Here is a 16,844-nt window from a genome sequence, read left to right as displayed (position 1 = left end):
GATTACTTATAAAATGATATAGCGGCTATCAAACGACAACGAGTGCGTTGACTTGTTTGTGGATTGCAATAGTCGAGCATCACATTCAGGATAAGTGGGAATGAAGTTGGAGGCGCAGCAGATGGCAAGAGTTAGATTTGAGAATAAACGGGTCAATATGAGCAAACTCAGTCAGTTTGGATTTGAACCCAATCAGAATGGTCAGTATCAGTTCCGAATTTTAATTATGCAAGGCCAATTTGAAATGATAATCGAGTTGAACACTGATGGCAGTCTGAACACGACATTAACGGATACGACGACTAGTGAAGTATATGTTTTACACCTGACATCCCAAGCCCATGGTCAGTTTGTAGGTCAAGTAGCGCAGGCCTATCAAGATGTTTTATACAACATCGAACAGCATTGTTACGATAATGACGTCTTCCAATCGACCCCGGAGCGTAAGCTGATTGCGCAAGTCAAAGCTGTTTATGGTGACGATCTTGAGTTCTTGTGGCCTAAATTTCCACAAAACGCGGTTTGGCGACGCTCAGACACGCACAAATGGTATGGCGCATTATTGACGGTAACTTCCGATAAACTGGCGTTGCCGGGCGCAACACATGTTGTGACGGTATTAGATTTGCGAGCGCGCCCAGAAGACTTATCTATGCTGATTGATGGACAACATTATTTACCGGGCTATCATATGAATAAGAAACATTGGTATTCAATTTTGCTTGATGATGTGGTACCACTTGCCACGATTATGGACGACGTAAAAGTTAGTTATATGTTGGCCAAGTAAGGCTTGAATGTAAGTGGACGGTCTCACCCTAAACCGAAGCATTGAGCATTAACTAAAAAAATCGTTCCCAAGAAGACATCTGGGAACGATTTTTTTGATTAATGCTTGGTAAAACCATCGTTAGTGACTATTAGATTGAATAATTAGCGCGAGGCATGGTGCCGACTGCGGTACCAATCGAAGGCGAGCGTTAATAGCATGTAAGCAAAATCAACGAGAATTGCTTCTTTTAGTGGTACGTTGAGTAAAACGACTGAAACGAACGTTAAAACAACGACAAAAGTCAGTGCCGATTGTGCCCATCGTAAGAGCCATTCTGGCATGGTTAGCTCACATCCTTTGTTATGGGAGTTGTGGTTGTTGATGAGACTGATGATTGTGGCCGATCCCGTAATGCACGTAGCGCCCAAAGAATTGAGACCGTATCAACAACTTCTTGAAGCATAGCGCCAAAGAGTGCCGGAATGATACCAGTGCTGGCAATCAACATCAAGATCGTACAGATAGCAATCCCAATCCAAACGGCTTGTTTAGCCACTTGCATGGTATCTTTAGCAATGCGCACCGCCGTGACCACGCGACTGAGATCGTCTTTTAAGATGACGACGTCGGCCGATTCACTAGCAGCAGTTGAGCCATGGGCGCCCATGGCAATGCCGACGTCAGCAACAGCCAAGGAAGGCGCGTCATTAACACCATCACCAACCATGATAACGGGGCGTTCGGCCGCTGGTACAGCCTTTAAGTGGGCAATCTTATCTGCGGGTAGGAGGTCGGCAGCAACGGTATCGATACCGACATCGGCGGCAATATGATCAGCAATTGCCTGTTGGTCACCAGTAAGCATCATGACGTTTTGAACGCCCTCAGCGTGGAGTGCTTGAAGCGTGGCGGCTGCTTCGGGGCGGACATTGTCGATAAACGTGATGTAACCCGCGTACTGGTCATCAATGCCGACGTAGATAGCAGTGGTAGCAAGTGGCTTGGCGGTTGTAGTCGGTGCGACGAATTTAAGTTTGCCCACTTTGACCTGTTGCTGCTCAATCGTTGCCGTGACCCCATTACCCGTTACTTCTGCTAATTGTGTTGCCGGGCTGAGGCTAGTGGCACTCGCATACTTGACGAGTGAGCGGGCCAGGATATGACTTGAGTTTTGTTCAGCGCTCGCTGCGAGGTGCAAGATTTGTTCGGCAGTAAAACCAGGCTGAGGAACAATTTGGTTGACTGTTAATTGACCACTGGTAATGGTCCCCGTCTTATCAAACGCGGCGGACTTAGCCGTAGATAACTTCTCCAACATGTCCCCAGTCTTGACCACGATTCCGTTTCGACTAGTTCGGCTCATCCCTGAGACGAGTGCAACGGGTGCGGCGAGAATCAGCGGGCAAGGTGAAGCCACTACGAGGACTTCTGCAAATCGGTGGGGATCACCGCTGAATGCCCAAGCTACTCCGGCAATGACGTATGCTACCAAGGTGAATGGGACTGCATAGCGATCGGCCAGCCGTACGAATTTGGCTGGTCGTGATTCGGATTCTTTAACCAATTTGACTAACTGTTGGTATTGACTATCAATGGCTAATTTATCAACAACCATTGTAACGGCACTATCGCCGTTGACCGCACCAGACATAATGTCATCGCCAACGTGCTTGTCGACTGGTTTAGATTCACCCGTCAATGAAGATTCATCAAAGAGTGCCGTTCCTTGAATAAGGTGACCGTCTACTGGAACTAGCTCACCAGGTTTGACGACTAGCTGATCACCAATTTGGACATCTTCAACGGCAATATCTGTTAATTGGCCGGCGACTGAGCGGTGGGCAATACGTGGTGAATTATCGAGCAAGGCTTTCAATTCGGTATTCGCTCGTTTGGCCGCATAATCTTCTAACGAGTCACCCCCAGTGAGCATAATTAGAACGACAAGGCTAGCCCAATATTCGCCGACAGCTAGTGTTGCCACAATCGCCGTAATTGCTAATAAATCAACCCCGTACTTACCTGAACGTAAGGTTTTGATCATCTCAACTAACATTGATAAGGCCATAAGTGACCCCATTAATGTAATGATGATTTGTGCTGCCAATTGGTAGTGCAAACCAAACTGTAAAATAACCGCAATGATACCGACGCTGACCGTTAAAATTAATTTATAGTAGTGCCGCATGCAGTTCCCCTCCTTTTAGATGATAACGTTTTTTTACTTGTTACAAGAATAACATGAAATCGGTTTAATTGAAACAGATAAGAATGATTCTAAACTAAAAACTAATTATTACGAAAACTTTTAAAAAGTTTCAAAAAAAATATGGGTGTAAAACTCGTCTAATCCTTGACGGGTTAGGCCTCGACGGCTCAAAATGGTTGATTTTACTTCTGATTTAATACTAGTATACTTATAAACGAACATCAGATATCAGAAAATACTGAAATCAGCATTTGTATAAGCCAACGTGCGCTGTGCAGGTGGTAACTTGTTACCCGGTACTAAGCGCTTTTTTGGTGCACCAAGCAATTAATCTAACAGTTGTGCGGTGGGCTTATCTGGTGATTCAAGGGGGTTATCTATTAGCAAGAGCAGTGTAACCATTAATCGTTACGTGGTGTGACGACGGTCGTGTGCTAAAGGCACGATGGTAATAGAAACACTAGCTAAACAAGATGAACACCAACGTCGATTAAGCAATTAAAAATCATTTGTCAGTATGGCGTTGTCCGGATTCAACCAACGGAAAGAAGGAAATTCTGCTACTGATTTTGAGTTAGCACAAACAGAATGCGGATGACAATGCCGGTCAAACCTGATACAGTCAGGGTGCTGAGTGCTCCGAGGATTAACTCGGAGGGGTGTACCGATTGCTAGTCGGAAATTTACGCGTGGGGACTACCATTGCTGGTAGGAAGAACCACGAATTTGATCTAAATATAGAGAGTATATGCTCAGTAGCAGGTTTATTATTTTAAAAAGTAAGAATATTGATTGGTGGGTCTATTTACCAACAATTGGGCTCTTTGCGGCGGCTTCCGTTGTTTTATTAATGGGGGGCCATTCGCTGGAGACGAGTTTAAGTGGCATCTTGAACTGGCTCACAAATAACATGAGCTGGCTTTATATGTCGGTATATGTGATCACTTTTATCTTTTTCATTTACTTAGGGTTTAGTAAGTTAGGGAAAACCAAACTTGGTGATCCTGATGACAAACCAGAATTTTCAACGTATCACTGGGGCAGTATGGTTTACGCGACCGGGATCGATGCCAGCATTTTAATGTTGAGCATGGTTGACCCGTTACGGTACCTCCAAAGCCCTTCATTCGGCGTCAAGCCGTTTTCAACTTCTGCATATAATTATGCGCACATGCTGGGACAATTTAATTGGGGACCAATGGCGTGGATGATGTTTGCGCCAGCCACGATTGCAATTGCCTATGCAATGTATGTTAAACACATCAAGGTTCAGCGGCTCAGTGCCGCAATTTCAGTACTACAAGGTCCTGGTAAGGGTAAGCAAATTGCCCGGAATACGATTGATTTTCTCGTTATTATTGGGATTATGGGTGGTGTTGGTACTTCAGTCGGGATGGAAATCCCCGTCATTTCAAAAGTTTTGAGTGCCGTTACCGGGATTGCCGATACGATGACTTTAAAGTTAGGGTTATTTGCCTTATTATTCGTAATTTTCGCCATGGCTGTTTTTAATGGCTTGAAGAAGGGAATCGGTCGGCTAAGTGCTGCCCATGTTTGGTTAGCGATTGGCTTCCTAATCGTTGTTTTAATTGTTGGCCCAACTTTGTATATTTTAAACTCAGAAACTAATAGTATTGGCTTGTTTGTCAATAAGTTTATTACGTTGAGCACGAATACTGCACCAAATGGTCACGCAACGGCCATGCAACGGCAGACGATCTTCTACTGGGGCTGGTGGTTATCCTTTATGCCAGTCATGGGCTTATTCATTGCCCGGATTTCTCGGGGCCGGACGATTCGTCAGGTACTCGGTGGTATGTTGCTATGGGGCTCATTAGGTTGTGTCAGTTTCTACGCCATCTTGGGTGGTTATGCCTTATACTTGCAACGGATGGGCATCGTTAACTTAGTTCATATCTTAAATACGCAAGGACAAGCCGCTGTGATTGCAGCAGTATTGTCGACCTTACCATTGAAGATGATTATGCTGGCTTTGTACTGCCTATCTTGCTTTATTTTCTTAGCAACGACGGTATCTTCATTTGCCTTCATTACCTCGTCATTTACTAGTAAAAAGTTGGCCGCGGGGGAACAACCAAGTCGTTTCAATCGGATGAGCTGGGTCGTTATCTTCCTAGTCTTCTCATTGGGGCTTGTCACGGTCGGTGGCTTTGAATCGATTCAGTCCATCTGTGCGATGTCTGGCTTCCCATTAACGATTGTCGCGCTCGTCTTACTGTACTCGATCCATCACGACTTAACGACTGATCCAGTCAAGGAAGCTGCGAAAGCCAATGCCAAAGCAGCTGAATTAGCACGCCGGAAACGGCTAGCACGTGACGTTGAAATCACAACTAAAACTGACTACGCACGCGAACGGCGTACTGCACGGAAACGTGAAACGGAAGCCGATTAGCGCTACTCAGTTGAACTAAATATATCAATTAAACTAGGCTCGTATTATGGATTTCCATAATACGAGCCTTTTAAGATTGGCCCACCTGTTTGAAATAATGGTAGAAAGATGCCTTTATTTAAAGTCAACAGCCACCAGCTTAGGCCCGCTGGAAACAGTTCCGGTTAGCGTAAACCTGCTTAGTTCGTTCGTCCTACGCCGCTCTCCAGGCATTTCTGCCAATTGCTGGAACGCGGTGGACACAGATTTAAGCCGAAGACCACGTCTTAAATACTGGTCTTCTACTAACCAATCCAAGGACGCTTGCTAAGTGGAATTTCACCGCTGAGCATTGGCCGAAACGCCTTCCATTCGGGACAGTATTCGAATGGTGGACGAAGATATACCCAACTTTTGATGAATTTGTCATTGTTCTCCATAAACAGTAATTTTATTAATCAACTGTTAGGTCGAAAAGATATTGGGATAGCTCGCTATTTCGGAATTACTATAGTAATAATAGAACACCTCAACAAAGTGGTTAGGGTAACCCTAACGTCTCGTTTAAAGTTCCGGTATCAAAATAGCCAACGACCAATTGCACCAAGTTAAGTGGCCGTTCATCAGCCATTCGGGCGGCTTACCGAAACGTGTTCGGTGCCACTAAAGTCTGTGCTTGCTATGCCAACGGACAAATGTCCAAACCGCATTAATCCGTTGGCTAGACAATGCTCGGCTTCAACCCGTGGCTTGAGACTGGAGGGGCTGGGTGACAATGCTCAGTAGCCAAATTATTCTTAGTCGGAAGTGATTTCCTTCCGGCTTAGAATAAGACTCGTATTTGAGATGACGCGGGTTATGCGTTAGCTCAAATCGATGTCGGCTGCGTTCCAGCAATTGTCACCCAGCCCCGGAGGTCGGAATAGGACGCTCACCGGCTGACGAACAGAAAACCAACCCTAAAAGGCATCTTTCTACCATAATTCAGGTGGGATGGATTAGAATGATAGCGATGATAGTAAAGGGAGGATTGGCTATGGCGATTAGTAATGGGCATGTTAGTTTTAAGCGGCCGGCGTGGTTGGGAGATTCGATTACGGCGAATAATGGGTTGGCGACGGTGCATTATCATGATATTTTGGCGGCTGATTGGGATGTCGAGCGGAGCGATAATTTGGGAATCTCTGGTTCAACGATTGGGAGTCGCTACGATGCGATGGCGGTGCGCTATCAAGCTATTCCTGAAGATGCTGATTTTATTGCTGTCTTTGGGGGCGTCAATGACTATGGTCGGGATCAGCCGTTAGGGCAATACGGTGATTGCGATATGACGACATTTTATGGCGCGTTAATGATGTTACTGACGGGATTACAGACGAATTGGCCGACCGTGCCGAAATTATTTATTTCAGCAATTCATATTGGCTCTGATTTTGGGGGCAGTTTTAGTGCGGTGACTAATGGTCTCGGGTATCGTCAGTCAGATTATGAAGCAGCGATTGCCCAGATGACTGCAGACTATGGCGTCCCACATTTGAGCTTGTACCGTGATGCGGGAATGACGTTTGCGATTCCCGCTCAAGCGGCCATTTATTCGGTGGATACTTTGCATCCGAACAATGCCGGTCATCGCGTGATTGCACGCAAGCTGCAGTCGTTTTTGGATAGCCACTTTTAGGTTGGCCTAGTCAGTAATGAATGGCACAGTTGATCGTAAATAAAAGCAGCAGCACGCTAATGAGCGTACTGCTGCTTATCTGAATCTAGGTGTCAAAACGGGCTACTTGGCTTTTTTCTTAGTCTTGGGCCCTTGTTTATGCTTCTGCTCGCGCAGCAAGTCTTTGAAGGTTTCGATTTCCGTAGTGTGCTTAGCCATCCATTCCTTGTAGTTAGAATGGGAGTCGGTATCGCTGATTTTAAGGCCGGTTTCTAACCAGAATAAAGCTTCGGTTAGGGAACCGAAATTATGAAACCAGAGTGTGTGGCCGTTGTCAGAGTCCATGGCAACGTAAGACTTGTAGTGGGGCGTTAAAAAGGTATGTTTAACAATTTTGAATGCGGCCCGGCGACGAGTTAATTTGTAATCCGGCAAGATATAGCGGCCAGGATGGGCCAGATGTGGGACAGAGTTCTTACGTTGTTCTTTATATTCAGTCAACATCGCTTTAGCGCGTTCGGGACTGATGAGGGTGATATCAAATTTTGGCATAGCAGGGCTCCCCTTGGTGAATAGCAGTATGGTTAATTATAGTAGTCAAATAATAATACTTATACTATAATGATAGCGCAATTTTATGAAAATTCGAAATATAAAAACCTGAAAATTAGGGATTTTCCCTTTCTTACAGTAAATTTAAGTAAAACTAATCGGAGGTTTGATTATGAGTACAGCACCCCTCAGTTCATTTGAAAAAAATATTCCGGCGGTAACCGAATTGTTAGCGGTTGATGCTGAATTGCAAACGTTCTTTGTGGCTTTGACACCTGGTTATCAGCGCGAATGGGCCCGCTTTATTTTTGGAACTAAGGCACAAGCAACTAAGGAACGGCACATTGAAGTTATGAAGACGGTTTTTCGAGCTGGCTATAAATCTAAGCGAGCGTATGATAGTCGGCCGGATAAATAGGTGGATTTTGGCAATTTGAAATACGGTGACGGATTGCGATTAAGAATTGGGGTGTAGCCACCAAGATCTAAGCGGGTCTGGGTCCTGATTTGGTCTAATTGCTGTCAATTCTGTGGCTAGCAGGCCTTGTGAGTGCCTCTAAAGCCTGCAATTCTGCTTCCCGAGCATTAAGCGTGGCCTCAATTGCTACGCTGAGCGTGCGCTTCAACCGGCTTAAACGGGGAATGTCTAGACTGACATCATCACCATAAATTGTTTCCAGCGGTGTCCACCAGACGGGACCGGGGTTGGGCGTATCACCGTTATGGCGAGGAAATAAGTGCCAATGAACATGCGCGTCACCATTCCCGAGTAGTTCAATGTTCATTTTGTCTGCATGAAAGGCCTGCGCACAAGCTTCCTGGACGATACTCATCTCTTCAAGGTATCGTAACTTCTCGTGTGCCGGTAAATGATGTAATTCGGTAACGTGATGTTTGGCTAAAAAGAGCGTGTAGCCTTCAAAGTACTGGCTATCAGCAAGGACCACGTAGCCCGTTGTGAGTTCGTAAACGAAATAAGGATTCTGATGTGCCTGAATTAGTTTGATTCGTTCACAGATCGTGCAAGTGGATGTCATTCGCTCGCCTCCTGAGTCTTGATAAGATTAAGTATACGCGTAGATGTGGTGAGTACATCAAAAATGTTAGTGAAACGTCTAAAAAACGACGACCTGAAAATCAATCCTGATTTGGGGTCGTCGTTTTGATTGTAAAAACTAATCGTCAATTCTGTTAGGTCGATCGTGATTAAGGTAAATCGTTGCCAGCTGCAAAGTAAATGTCGTACCATTCTTGCCGAGAAAGCGTAACGTCTGCTCCAGCAGCATTTTGAGCTAGATGTTCCGGATTCATCGTACCAAGGACGACTTGGAAGTGGGCTGGGTGCCGGAGAATCCATGCGGTCGCAATAGCTGATTTAGTGACCTGTTTCTCATCGGCGAGTGCTTGCATGGCATTATTAAGTTCTGGAAACTTCGGATTGTCTAAGAAGATACCCGCGAAGTTACCGTATTGATAAGGCGACCAAGCTTGAATCGTCATCTTATGGAGCCGTGAGTATTCGATCATCTCGCCGTCGTGGTTAAGACTACGTTCGTCCTGCATGTTCGTGTGCAAGCCAAAGTCGATCGCACCGGTATGCATGATACCAAATTGGAGTTGGTTGATGATGAGCCGTTGGTTTAGTGCCGCTTGAAGCATGTCAACTTGCATGGGATTGAAGTTAGAGACGCCAAAGTGGCGCACCTTGCCGCTAGTTTGCAACTTGTCAAAAGCGGCAGCAACTTCTTCGGGTTCCATCAGGGCGTCCGGTCGATGGAGGAGGAAGGTGTCGAGATAATCAACACCTAAGCGTTGAAGCTCGCCATCCACGGCTGCCAGTATGTGCTGTTTGGAAAAGTCGTAACGCTTGCCAGGAACAATGCCGCCTTTTGACTGAATATAGAGCTGATCACGCGATACGTGAGCCTGCTTGAGTGCTTGACCGAAGATGGTCGATGATTGACCACCACCGTAGATATCAGCTGAATCAACGTAATTGATGCCTAAATCAGCAGCGGTATCGATAACCTTGGTGGCTTGAGCGACATCCAAGGCGTCCATGCGCATGATGCCAAGCGCCACGCTGGAAGCTTGAATATTGCTGTGACCTAAATTAATCGTTTTCAAAACTAAAGTCCTCCTCAATGTGCAACTTGATTTAAATTCAGTATACGGTTTTCGTAAGAGGATGTAAACGGTTACGTCTGGTGCCGACTGTTGGTAAATCTGATTTTAGAGCAAAAAAAATAGAACCCAAGGCTTCTCTACTTGAGTTCTACTTATGAGGAATAATCCTGATTAGCAATGAAAAATTGTTCAGTGTTAATATGATACACCTTCATGCTATTCAATTTTACGCGTGTCCAACTTCTAACGGACTAACCCGTATTTATTGTAACTATCTGCTATAGTCGATCTAAAGTAAGGTTGTTACTTGATTGCGACTCGTTAGACGGGTTTTAACGAAAGTCAAACTCGCGTTTAAAACTTGGGAATGTCTTCGTAACAGACATGCACCTCCGTTTAAACTTTGTAATACCTGAGTCTACAAATGGAACTGGTAATGTGGAACTAACAACTGGTCATCGGAGACACCTGTTTCCAACTAAAACTTAGTTAAAATCTGTTCGTCATTCTAATGCCAATTAATTCTTTGCGGTTATCGTTTATCTAAGGGTCAACGTTCAGTCATCCAACGTAAATCTCACGACACTCGCTAGACCGATAACGCTTCACGGCGCTTAAAACGGTTTCGATAACGACCCAAACTGTGATACTAGCTGTCTAACATTACAGCGACAGCCAAACTCTTTTGAGAAGCTTTGCTAATCGAGGATTAATTCCTTTCCTCACTTAGTATAATAGCATAAACCGCAAACGCTTACAACAAAAACAACCGCGAATTCGCAATAAAAATCAATAGTGACTCAAAACGCTGCTATATCGGGGATTATAGTAAATTTTTTCGAGAAATAGTCGCATAATTTGCTGATTGACCGATCGTTTGAAAAGTCGGCTAATTAGCGCTAATAATTGATTGAATATGGGCTGACATACGGTACAATAGAAGTAGACAAGAAAGCGCTTTATATAACGATGACGTGTATCAAGTGTGGTGGCACTTATACCGCGAAACGTTGGCGTGATTAATCAGTGAATTCAAGCTGGTATGGAAGGACGAGATACGATGACAACAACGTTTAAAGACCGGGCCTTCGAGGCGCTAGGACATGTCATTGACCCTGAATTAGGAATTGATCTAGTTAACTTGGGGTTGATCTATGATGCACAATTGACGGCGGAGGGGACCGCTGAAATTACCATGACGTTGACCATTGCGGGCTGTCCTTTGACCGAATGGTTGGCTAAGGACATTCACGATGAACTGATCAAATTACCAGAAGTTAACAATATCGAGATTGAGATTGTGTGGGAACCTGCTTGGAACGAAAGTATGATGTCCCGCGAAGCTCGAATGGAACTAGGCATTCATAGTTAGTGGCCGGCCTGTTCGCAGCTAGTTCAAGGGCTGACGGTCATTGGATAGGGCATGATTAAGGAAAGACGTTGCTGGTTTAGGCTTGCGGCGCCTTTTTTGCGTGCCACTGTACTAATTCCAGCCAGCAATACGTGCATGCGTCGAGCCAGCAAAAAAACACCAGTGACACAACCATCCGTAGACGATTGTATCGCTGGTGTTTTAGTCATGCTAGAAATGCCGATTTAAAGTTTTGGCAATGGCATCCATGTCTTGTACCCGTTGTAATCAGCGGTGTGCAGTAGTTTTTCGGCATTTGCCACCCGATCTTGGGTTGGAGACTCGATTCCTTCAAGCCGGTACTTGATCTTCATTTCATGATATTTTTTAACGCCCAAAGTATGGTACGGCAATACTTCGACTTTTTGAACGACGTCGTTTGGAATCTTAGCAATGTAATCGCCGAGTTTCTTCAAGTCTTCATCGTAATCAGTCCGTTGGGGAACCAGGACGTGACGAATCCACATATCATCGTGGTGTTGGGCCATGTACTGAATCATATCCAAGATATTTTCGTTCCCATACTGGGTCAACTGCTTGTGTTTGGCAGAATCGATGTGCTTAATGTCGACCAACGAAATGTCCGTGACCTTCATTAGACGTTCGAACTTGTCAAAGAAAGGTTGTTCTCGGGTAAAAGGCTGTCCAGAGGTATCCAGACAAGTACTGATATTCATCGCCTTGGCTTTTTCGAATAAGTCTAAGATGAAGTCGATTTGTACCAGTGATTCACCACCACTGACTGTGATGCCACCCGTCTTGCCCCAGAAAGCCCGGTATTTAGCCGCGTCTTCGAGAATCTCGTCGGCCGTCATTTGATCGCCAACGTTGAGTTTCCAAGTATCAGGGTTGTGACAGTATTGGCAACGCATGTGGCATCCTTGAAGGAATGCCACGTAACGGATACCTGGTCCGTCAACGGAGCCAAACGTTTCGATGGAGTGAACGTAGCCTATCAAAGGCTCCTTTGCCGCCGCTTGCGTTGTTGAAACTTGTTTGTTTTCCATGAGCCTTTCGCCTTCTTAACTATTAAAGATTAAATGTTACATTGATTCGAAGAATGTCCGTGAAATAACGTCATCTTGTTGTTCCTTGGTTAAATCTGCGAAGTAGACACAGTAGCCAGAAACCCGAACCGTTAATGTTGGGTATTCTTCAGGGTGTTTCTGAGCATCAATCAAAGTGTCTTTATTGAAGACGTTGATGTTCAAGTGCATCCCATCGTTCTTCATGTAACCGTCTAACATGTTTACTAACGTGTCTTTCCGTGATTCGAGGTCATGGCCTAACGTGTTAGGGGTAACGCCGAACGTGTTGGAAATCCCGTCAGTTGCGTAACGGTATGGTAATTTTGCAGTTGAAAGAAGTGAAGCTAATGCACCACTCTTTTCAGCACCGTATGCAGGGTTAGCACCTGGTGAGAATGGTTCGCCTTTTTGACGGCCATTTGGTGTGGTACCAGTGTTCTTACCATACACAACGTTGGAAGTAATCGTCAAAACAGAAGTTGAAAGTTTGGCATTCCGATAGAGGTGATGCGTGTTCATCTTGCTGTATAATTCTTTGACTAACCATTTAGCAATGTCATCAGCGCGATCGTCATTGTTCCCATAACGTGGGTAGTCATTGTCGGCTTTGAAGTCAACGGCGATACCACGTTCGTCACGAATTACTTTAACGTGACCATACTTGATAGCTGAGATTGAATCCGCGGCATGTGATAAGCCAGAAATCCCAGTTGCAAAGGTCCGATCAAGATCAGTATTCTTCAAAGCTAATTGGGCAGCTTCATAGTAGTACTTATCATGCATATAATGAATTGCATTCAGTGAGTTAACGTAAGTGTCAGCTAACCAATCCATTTGCTTGTCTAATTTCTTCATGAATTCGTCGTAATCGATGTATTCTGAAGTAATTGGTTCGTAAGCAGGGCCAACTTGATCTCCAGCAATTTCGTCGCGGCCACCATTGATGGCATAAAGAATCGCTTTGGCTAAGTTTGCCCGGGCACCGAAGTACTGGATTCCATCAGCAATTGGTTGTGCGGAAACACAGCAAGCAATACCATAATAATCGGTACCCCATTGTACCCGCATCAAGTCATCATTTTCATACTGAATGGTTGAACTGTCGATTGAAACTTCAGTTGCGTAACGTTTGAAGTCTTCTGGTAAGCGGTCTGACCATAAAATCGTGATGTTTGGTTCTGGTGCGGCGCCCATGTTGTCCAAAGTCTTTAAGATCCGGAAAGCGGTCTTAGTCACATGGTGTTGACCGTCGACGCCTAAACCACACATTGATAAGGTTGCCCAGATTGGGTCACCAGAGAAGAGAGAATTGTATTCTTCAGTACGGATGAACCGAACCATCCGTAGTTTCATGACGAATTGATCAATTAATTCTTGAGCTTGGCTTTCGTCCAGAACACCATTGTCCAAGTCACGTTGGATGAAGATGTCCATCGTTGTATCAATCCGGCCAACGGACATTGCAGCACCGTTTTGGGTCTTGATAGCAGCTAAGTAAGCGAAGTACATCCATTGAATAGCTTCTTGAGCATTAGTTGCAGGCTTGCTAATATCGTAGCCATAACTGGCAGCCATCTTCTTCATATCTGCTAAAGCACGGTATTGATCTTGAACTTCTTCACGGAGGCGAATAACATCATCAGTCAATTCACCATCACCAATGTGGGCAAAGTCATTAGCTTTGTCTTCCATTAAACGATCGATCCCATAAACAGCGACCCGTGGAAGATCAGGAATGAGACGGCCACGTGCGTATGCATCTGGTAGTCCGGTGATGATCTTGTAGTGACGTGCTTTCCGCATGTCAGGAGTATAAACGTCGAAGACGCCTTGGTTATGAGTCTTGCGATATTCAGTGAAAATCTTGTCGTTTTCTTCATCAGGGGTATAACCGTATGATTTCAAAGCGTCATCAGCCATTCGAATACCACCAAATGGCATGAAGGCCCGCTTCAAAGGCTTGTCAGTCTGGAGACCAACAATCTTTTCGAGATCTTTTTGAATATAACCAGGGCCGTGTGAAGTAATCGTTGCAACGACTTTAGTATCAGCATCCAACACACCACCAGCGGCACGTTCTTGTTTCTTTAATTCTAAGACTTTGTCATTCAAGGTCTTAGTAGCGGCTGTTGGTCCGGCCAGGAAGCTTTCGTCGCCATTGTACTGTGTGAAGTTATTTTGAATAAAATCACGAATGTTGATTTCTTCCTGCCAGTGCCCGCCTTTGAAACCTTTCCAAGCTGCTGGTTTTGTTGTCTTTTCTGATGTAATCATTTTCTCGCCTCCATAATTTGAATCCAATCAAATGATTGATAAAATTCTATATTTGAATCATAACATTTTTTGCTGGATTTGTAACCGCTTTCAGGTGATTTATTTCACGTTTGGGTTATTTTTTTGCAATCTATTATTGAAAAGTTGACTATTAACGTTGATATAACAGTACTTACATAGCTAGATAGGCATTGGTAATTCACTTAATTATATTTAGAAAACGGCTAAAAACAAGACTTGTTTTGATATATAAGTGGAATATTGTCCATAATGTAACAAGTGTTTAACTAGTTAATTAATAAAAAGTGCAACGAGGTGTGGAGGGTGTTAAAAGCGTTTGCCGTTGATTTTATGAGGAAGTTCGTTATCATAAAGAAGATAAGCAGAAACTAGTGAATGTAGTGAAAGGTGGGCGTAATGCGGATGCTCGAAAAAATTGAACAATATATTGACAGTTGTATTGAAGCTGGCGACATTTATGGGGCGTCGTTTAGCTTGATCACCCCTAAAGGTATCAATCAATACTATCATGGTAAGCAGGGCCGCGATGAGTTTGCCGTGAGCTTAGATCCTGCGATGATTTATGACCTAGCATCGGTAACTAAGGTTGTAGGGACCACGACGAGGATTTTTCAGTTGTTATCGGACCACACGATTCATTTAACGGACTCGGTTGCCCGGTTTTTACCTGGGTTCACTCATCCTGAAATAACGATTAAAAACTTGTTACTTCATAATAGTGGGCTACCGGCAGATATTGATAACCTGGATAAGATGCAACGTGAAGATCTGATCAAAGCGGTTTATGATGCGCCACTCGTCACGGCACCAGGGACAACGTATGTCTATTCAGACCTGGGATTTATTTTATTGGGATGGATTATTCGTGCGGTTGACGGCTCATTGGCTCGGAGTATTCAAGACCACGTTTGCTATCCACTAGCGATGACCAATACGGGTTATAACTTAAATCGTCCGAAGATTCGGTTTGTGCCGACGGAGTTTGATCCGCGGCGGGGTCAGATTCAAGGACAGGTGCATGATTATAAAGCCTTTTTGTTGAATGGTGAGAGTGGTCATGCAGGCTTGTTCTCAACGCTGACGGATTTATCCGTATTTATTGAAATGATGTTAAACTTTGGTGAATATCAAGGCAAACGGGTGCTGGATGAAAATGTCTTTGACTGGTTAGGCGAGTATGACGAAAATGGCCGGACGTTAGGTTGGGAACGACGTGCGGGACGACATCAATATTTCCATACTGGTTTTACTGGCCCGGCAGTTGCTTTTGATTTGGATCGTCAAATTGGGCTGGTTGTGTTAACAAATCGAGTTTATCCAACTAGTGACAATCAGGTCTGGAACCAAGATCGTAAGCGAGTATTCGATCTGTTTTTTGAATCCTGATGATGGCAGCTTCATTAATAGTTAGTAGTTAAATTAAATAAGCGTCGCAGCCACTTAAGGCTGCGACGCTTATTTAATTACGATTTCATGACAGCTAGACCGCTGAAGTGTTTGGCACTTGTGGGTGCTAAACAAACGCTATTTTGCTTTTTGCTTCTATATATACGTTATTTTTGCAACCAGCGAAGTCCGGGAACATGACGTGCAATTTTATAACCAGCGGCACCGATAATGACACCAGCCCAATTTGTGATGACATCATCGATATCAACCCAACGTTTGAGGTTAACCAACCAGTCAAGGATGAATTGTCCCAGCTCGAGTGTTAGCCCCGTAAGAAATCCCAACCAAATAAAACGACGCCAAGGCAAGTCGGGAAAATTCCATGCCAGTAAACCGCCCAATGGAACAGTGAGGAGAACGTTGAGCCAAAATTCAATGTCAAGTTGTTGGAAAGGAATCACGTTCAGCTTAACGGGTCCCCATTGAATATATTGAATAACGAGTTGGGTACCAAAATTGTAACTGGTAGGTGTATAGCAAAAAGCAGTTAAGACCCAGAGAAAGGCAATTAAACTGAGTTGCTTAAAACGCTGGATATTTGTGCGCGCTGATCGCGCACAAGCGTATAGTAGAACAATAAACATTAATGAAATCAAAAAGAATGGTAGCCAAGCTAGCATAATTTAGTCGCTCCTTTAATTAAATAGTATAGAGAAAGAAAGCTGGTTTGACTATTAATAAAAAGAAATTCAGAAAAAGTATTGACACTTTTTACTTCAATTGGTATATTAGTAAACGTTGCTGCTACGGCAGATGCATCTCACCACCAAATAATTATTGAAATTAGTTGTTGACAATTTCTTCAGTAATTGGTAAGATAGTTTCTGTTGTCGCAACGGCAACTATGACAAATTAATCAAGTTACTTCTTAAAAAAGTTGTTGACAAGATATTGATTAAGATGTTATGATGATTAAGTTGTGTTAAGCGATTAACACACGGAATTAGAT

Annotated in this window: 14 protein-coding genes; 6 read left to right on the top strand and 8 right to left on the bottom strand. The window is 44.2% G+C overall.

The annotated features are described in order from the left end of the window. Positions 1–121 precede the first annotated feature (121 nt). Positions 122–790 carry an MmcQ/YjbR family DNA-binding protein gene (locus ACWQAU_RS13185; RefSeq protein ID WP_003643496.1) on the top strand — a complete coding sequence of 223 codons (669 nt, stop codon included), beginning with the start codon at positions 122–124 and terminating at the stop codon, positions 788–790. A 143-nt stretch (positions 791–933) separates the two neighbouring features. Here the strand turns inward: ACWQAU_RS13185 and ACWQAU_RS13180 are convergent, their stop codons facing one another. Next, positions 934–1,113: a hypothetical protein gene (locus tag ACWQAU_RS13180; RefSeq protein ID WP_003642849.1), complete on the bottom strand. Its 180-nt coding sequence runs from the start codon at positions 1,111–1,113 to the stop codon at positions 934–936. A 2-nt stretch (positions 1,114–1,115) separates the two neighbouring features. After that, positions 1,116–2,960: a heavy metal translocating P-type ATPase gene (locus ACWQAU_RS13175; protein ID WP_015381041.1), complete on the bottom strand. Its 1,845-nt coding sequence runs from the start codon at positions 2,958–2,960 to the stop codon at positions 1,116–1,118. 769 nt (positions 2,961–3,729) lie between these two features. Between ACWQAU_RS13175 and ACWQAU_RS13170 the strand changes: the two genes are divergently transcribed. Continuing rightward, complete coding sequence (locus ACWQAU_RS13170) at positions 3,730–5,397, top strand: BCCT family transporter (protein WP_003642847.1); 1,668 nt, start codon at positions 3,730–3,732, stop codon at positions 5,395–5,397. A gap of 1,015 nt (positions 5,398–6,412) precedes the next feature. Beyond that, entirely contained in the window at positions 6,413–7,054 is a 642-nt protein-coding gene (locus ACWQAU_RS13165; RefSeq protein WP_011102108.1) for an SGNH/GDSL hydrolase family protein, read from the top strand. Positions 7,055–7,156: 102 nt separating this feature from the next. On the opposite strand, the gene ACWQAU_RS13160 is transcribed toward ACWQAU_RS13165, so the two are convergent. Further along, positions 7,157–7,585 carry a hypothetical protein gene (locus tag ACWQAU_RS13160; RefSeq protein ID WP_003642842.1) on the bottom strand — a complete coding sequence of 143 codons (429 nt, stop codon included), beginning with the start codon at positions 7,583–7,585 and terminating at the stop codon, positions 7,157–7,159. Positions 7,586–7,757: 172 nt separating this feature from the next. Here ACWQAU_RS13160 and ACWQAU_RS13155 point away from each other — a divergent pair, with 172 nt between their 5' ends. Continuing rightward, entirely contained in the window at positions 7,758–8,003 is a 246-nt protein-coding gene (locus tag ACWQAU_RS13155; RefSeq protein ID WP_003642841.1) for a YdeI/OmpD-associated family protein, read from the top strand. Between the two features lie 94 nt (positions 8,004–8,097). Here the strand turns inward: ACWQAU_RS13155 and ACWQAU_RS13150 are convergent, their stop codons facing one another. Then, positions 8,098–8,622 carry an HIT family protein gene (locus ACWQAU_RS13150; protein ID WP_003643491.1) on the bottom strand — a complete coding sequence of 175 codons (525 nt, stop codon included), beginning with the start codon at positions 8,620–8,622 and terminating at the stop codon, positions 8,098–8,100. A gap of 169 nt (positions 8,623–8,791) precedes the next feature. Continuing rightward, the gene (locus ACWQAU_RS13145) at positions 8,792–9,712 is read right to left on the bottom strand and encodes an aldo/keto reductase (RefSeq protein ID WP_003642839.1); all 921 of its coding nucleotides are present in this window, start codon (positions 9,710–9,712) and stop codon (positions 8,792–8,794) included. Between the two features lie 1,060 nt (positions 9,713–10,772). Between ACWQAU_RS13145 and ACWQAU_RS13140 the strand changes: the two genes are divergently transcribed. Next, positions 10,773–11,084: a metal-sulfur cluster assembly factor gene (locus tag ACWQAU_RS13140; protein WP_003643490.1), complete on the top strand. Its 312-nt coding sequence runs from the start codon at positions 10,773–10,775 to the stop codon at positions 11,082–11,084. 224 nt (positions 11,085–11,308) lie between these two features. On the opposite strand, the gene pflA is transcribed toward ACWQAU_RS13140, so the two are convergent. Continuing rightward, on the bottom strand, positions 11,309–12,130 hold the full coding sequence (gene pflA / locus ACWQAU_RS13135; RefSeq protein ID WP_003642837.1) for a pyruvate formate-lyase-activating protein: 822 nt from the start codon (positions 12,128–12,130) through the stop codon (positions 11,309–11,311). A 36-nt stretch (positions 12,131–12,166) separates the two neighbouring features. Next, positions 12,167–14,425: a formate C-acetyltransferase gene (gene pflB / locus ACWQAU_RS13130; RefSeq protein ID WP_003642836.1), complete on the bottom strand. Its 2,259-nt coding sequence runs from the start codon at positions 14,423–14,425 to the stop codon at positions 12,167–12,169. Between the two features lie 417 nt (positions 14,426–14,842). On the opposite strand from pflB, the gene ACWQAU_RS13125 reads away from it, so the two are divergent. Beyond that, positions 14,843–15,832 (top strand): serine hydrolase domain-containing protein, encoded by a 990-nt coding sequence (locus ACWQAU_RS13125; RefSeq protein WP_027821658.1) that lies wholly within the window; start codon positions 14,843–14,845, stop codon positions 15,830–15,832. Positions 15,833–15,999: 167 nt separating this feature from the next. On the opposite strand, the gene ACWQAU_RS13120 is transcribed toward ACWQAU_RS13125, so the two are convergent. Continuing rightward, positions 16,000–16,515, bottom strand: coding sequence for a VanZ family protein (locus ACWQAU_RS13120; RefSeq protein ID WP_003643489.1), 516 nt, complete (start codon positions 16,513–16,515; stop codon positions 16,000–16,002). Between the last annotated feature and the right edge of the window lie 329 nt (positions 16,516–16,844).

The sequence above is a fragment of the Lactiplantibacillus sp. 3062 genome, assembly GCF_055413545.1.
Note: the sequence above shows the minus strand (reverse complement) of the source record. Positions and strands in the feature narration are given on the sequence as shown.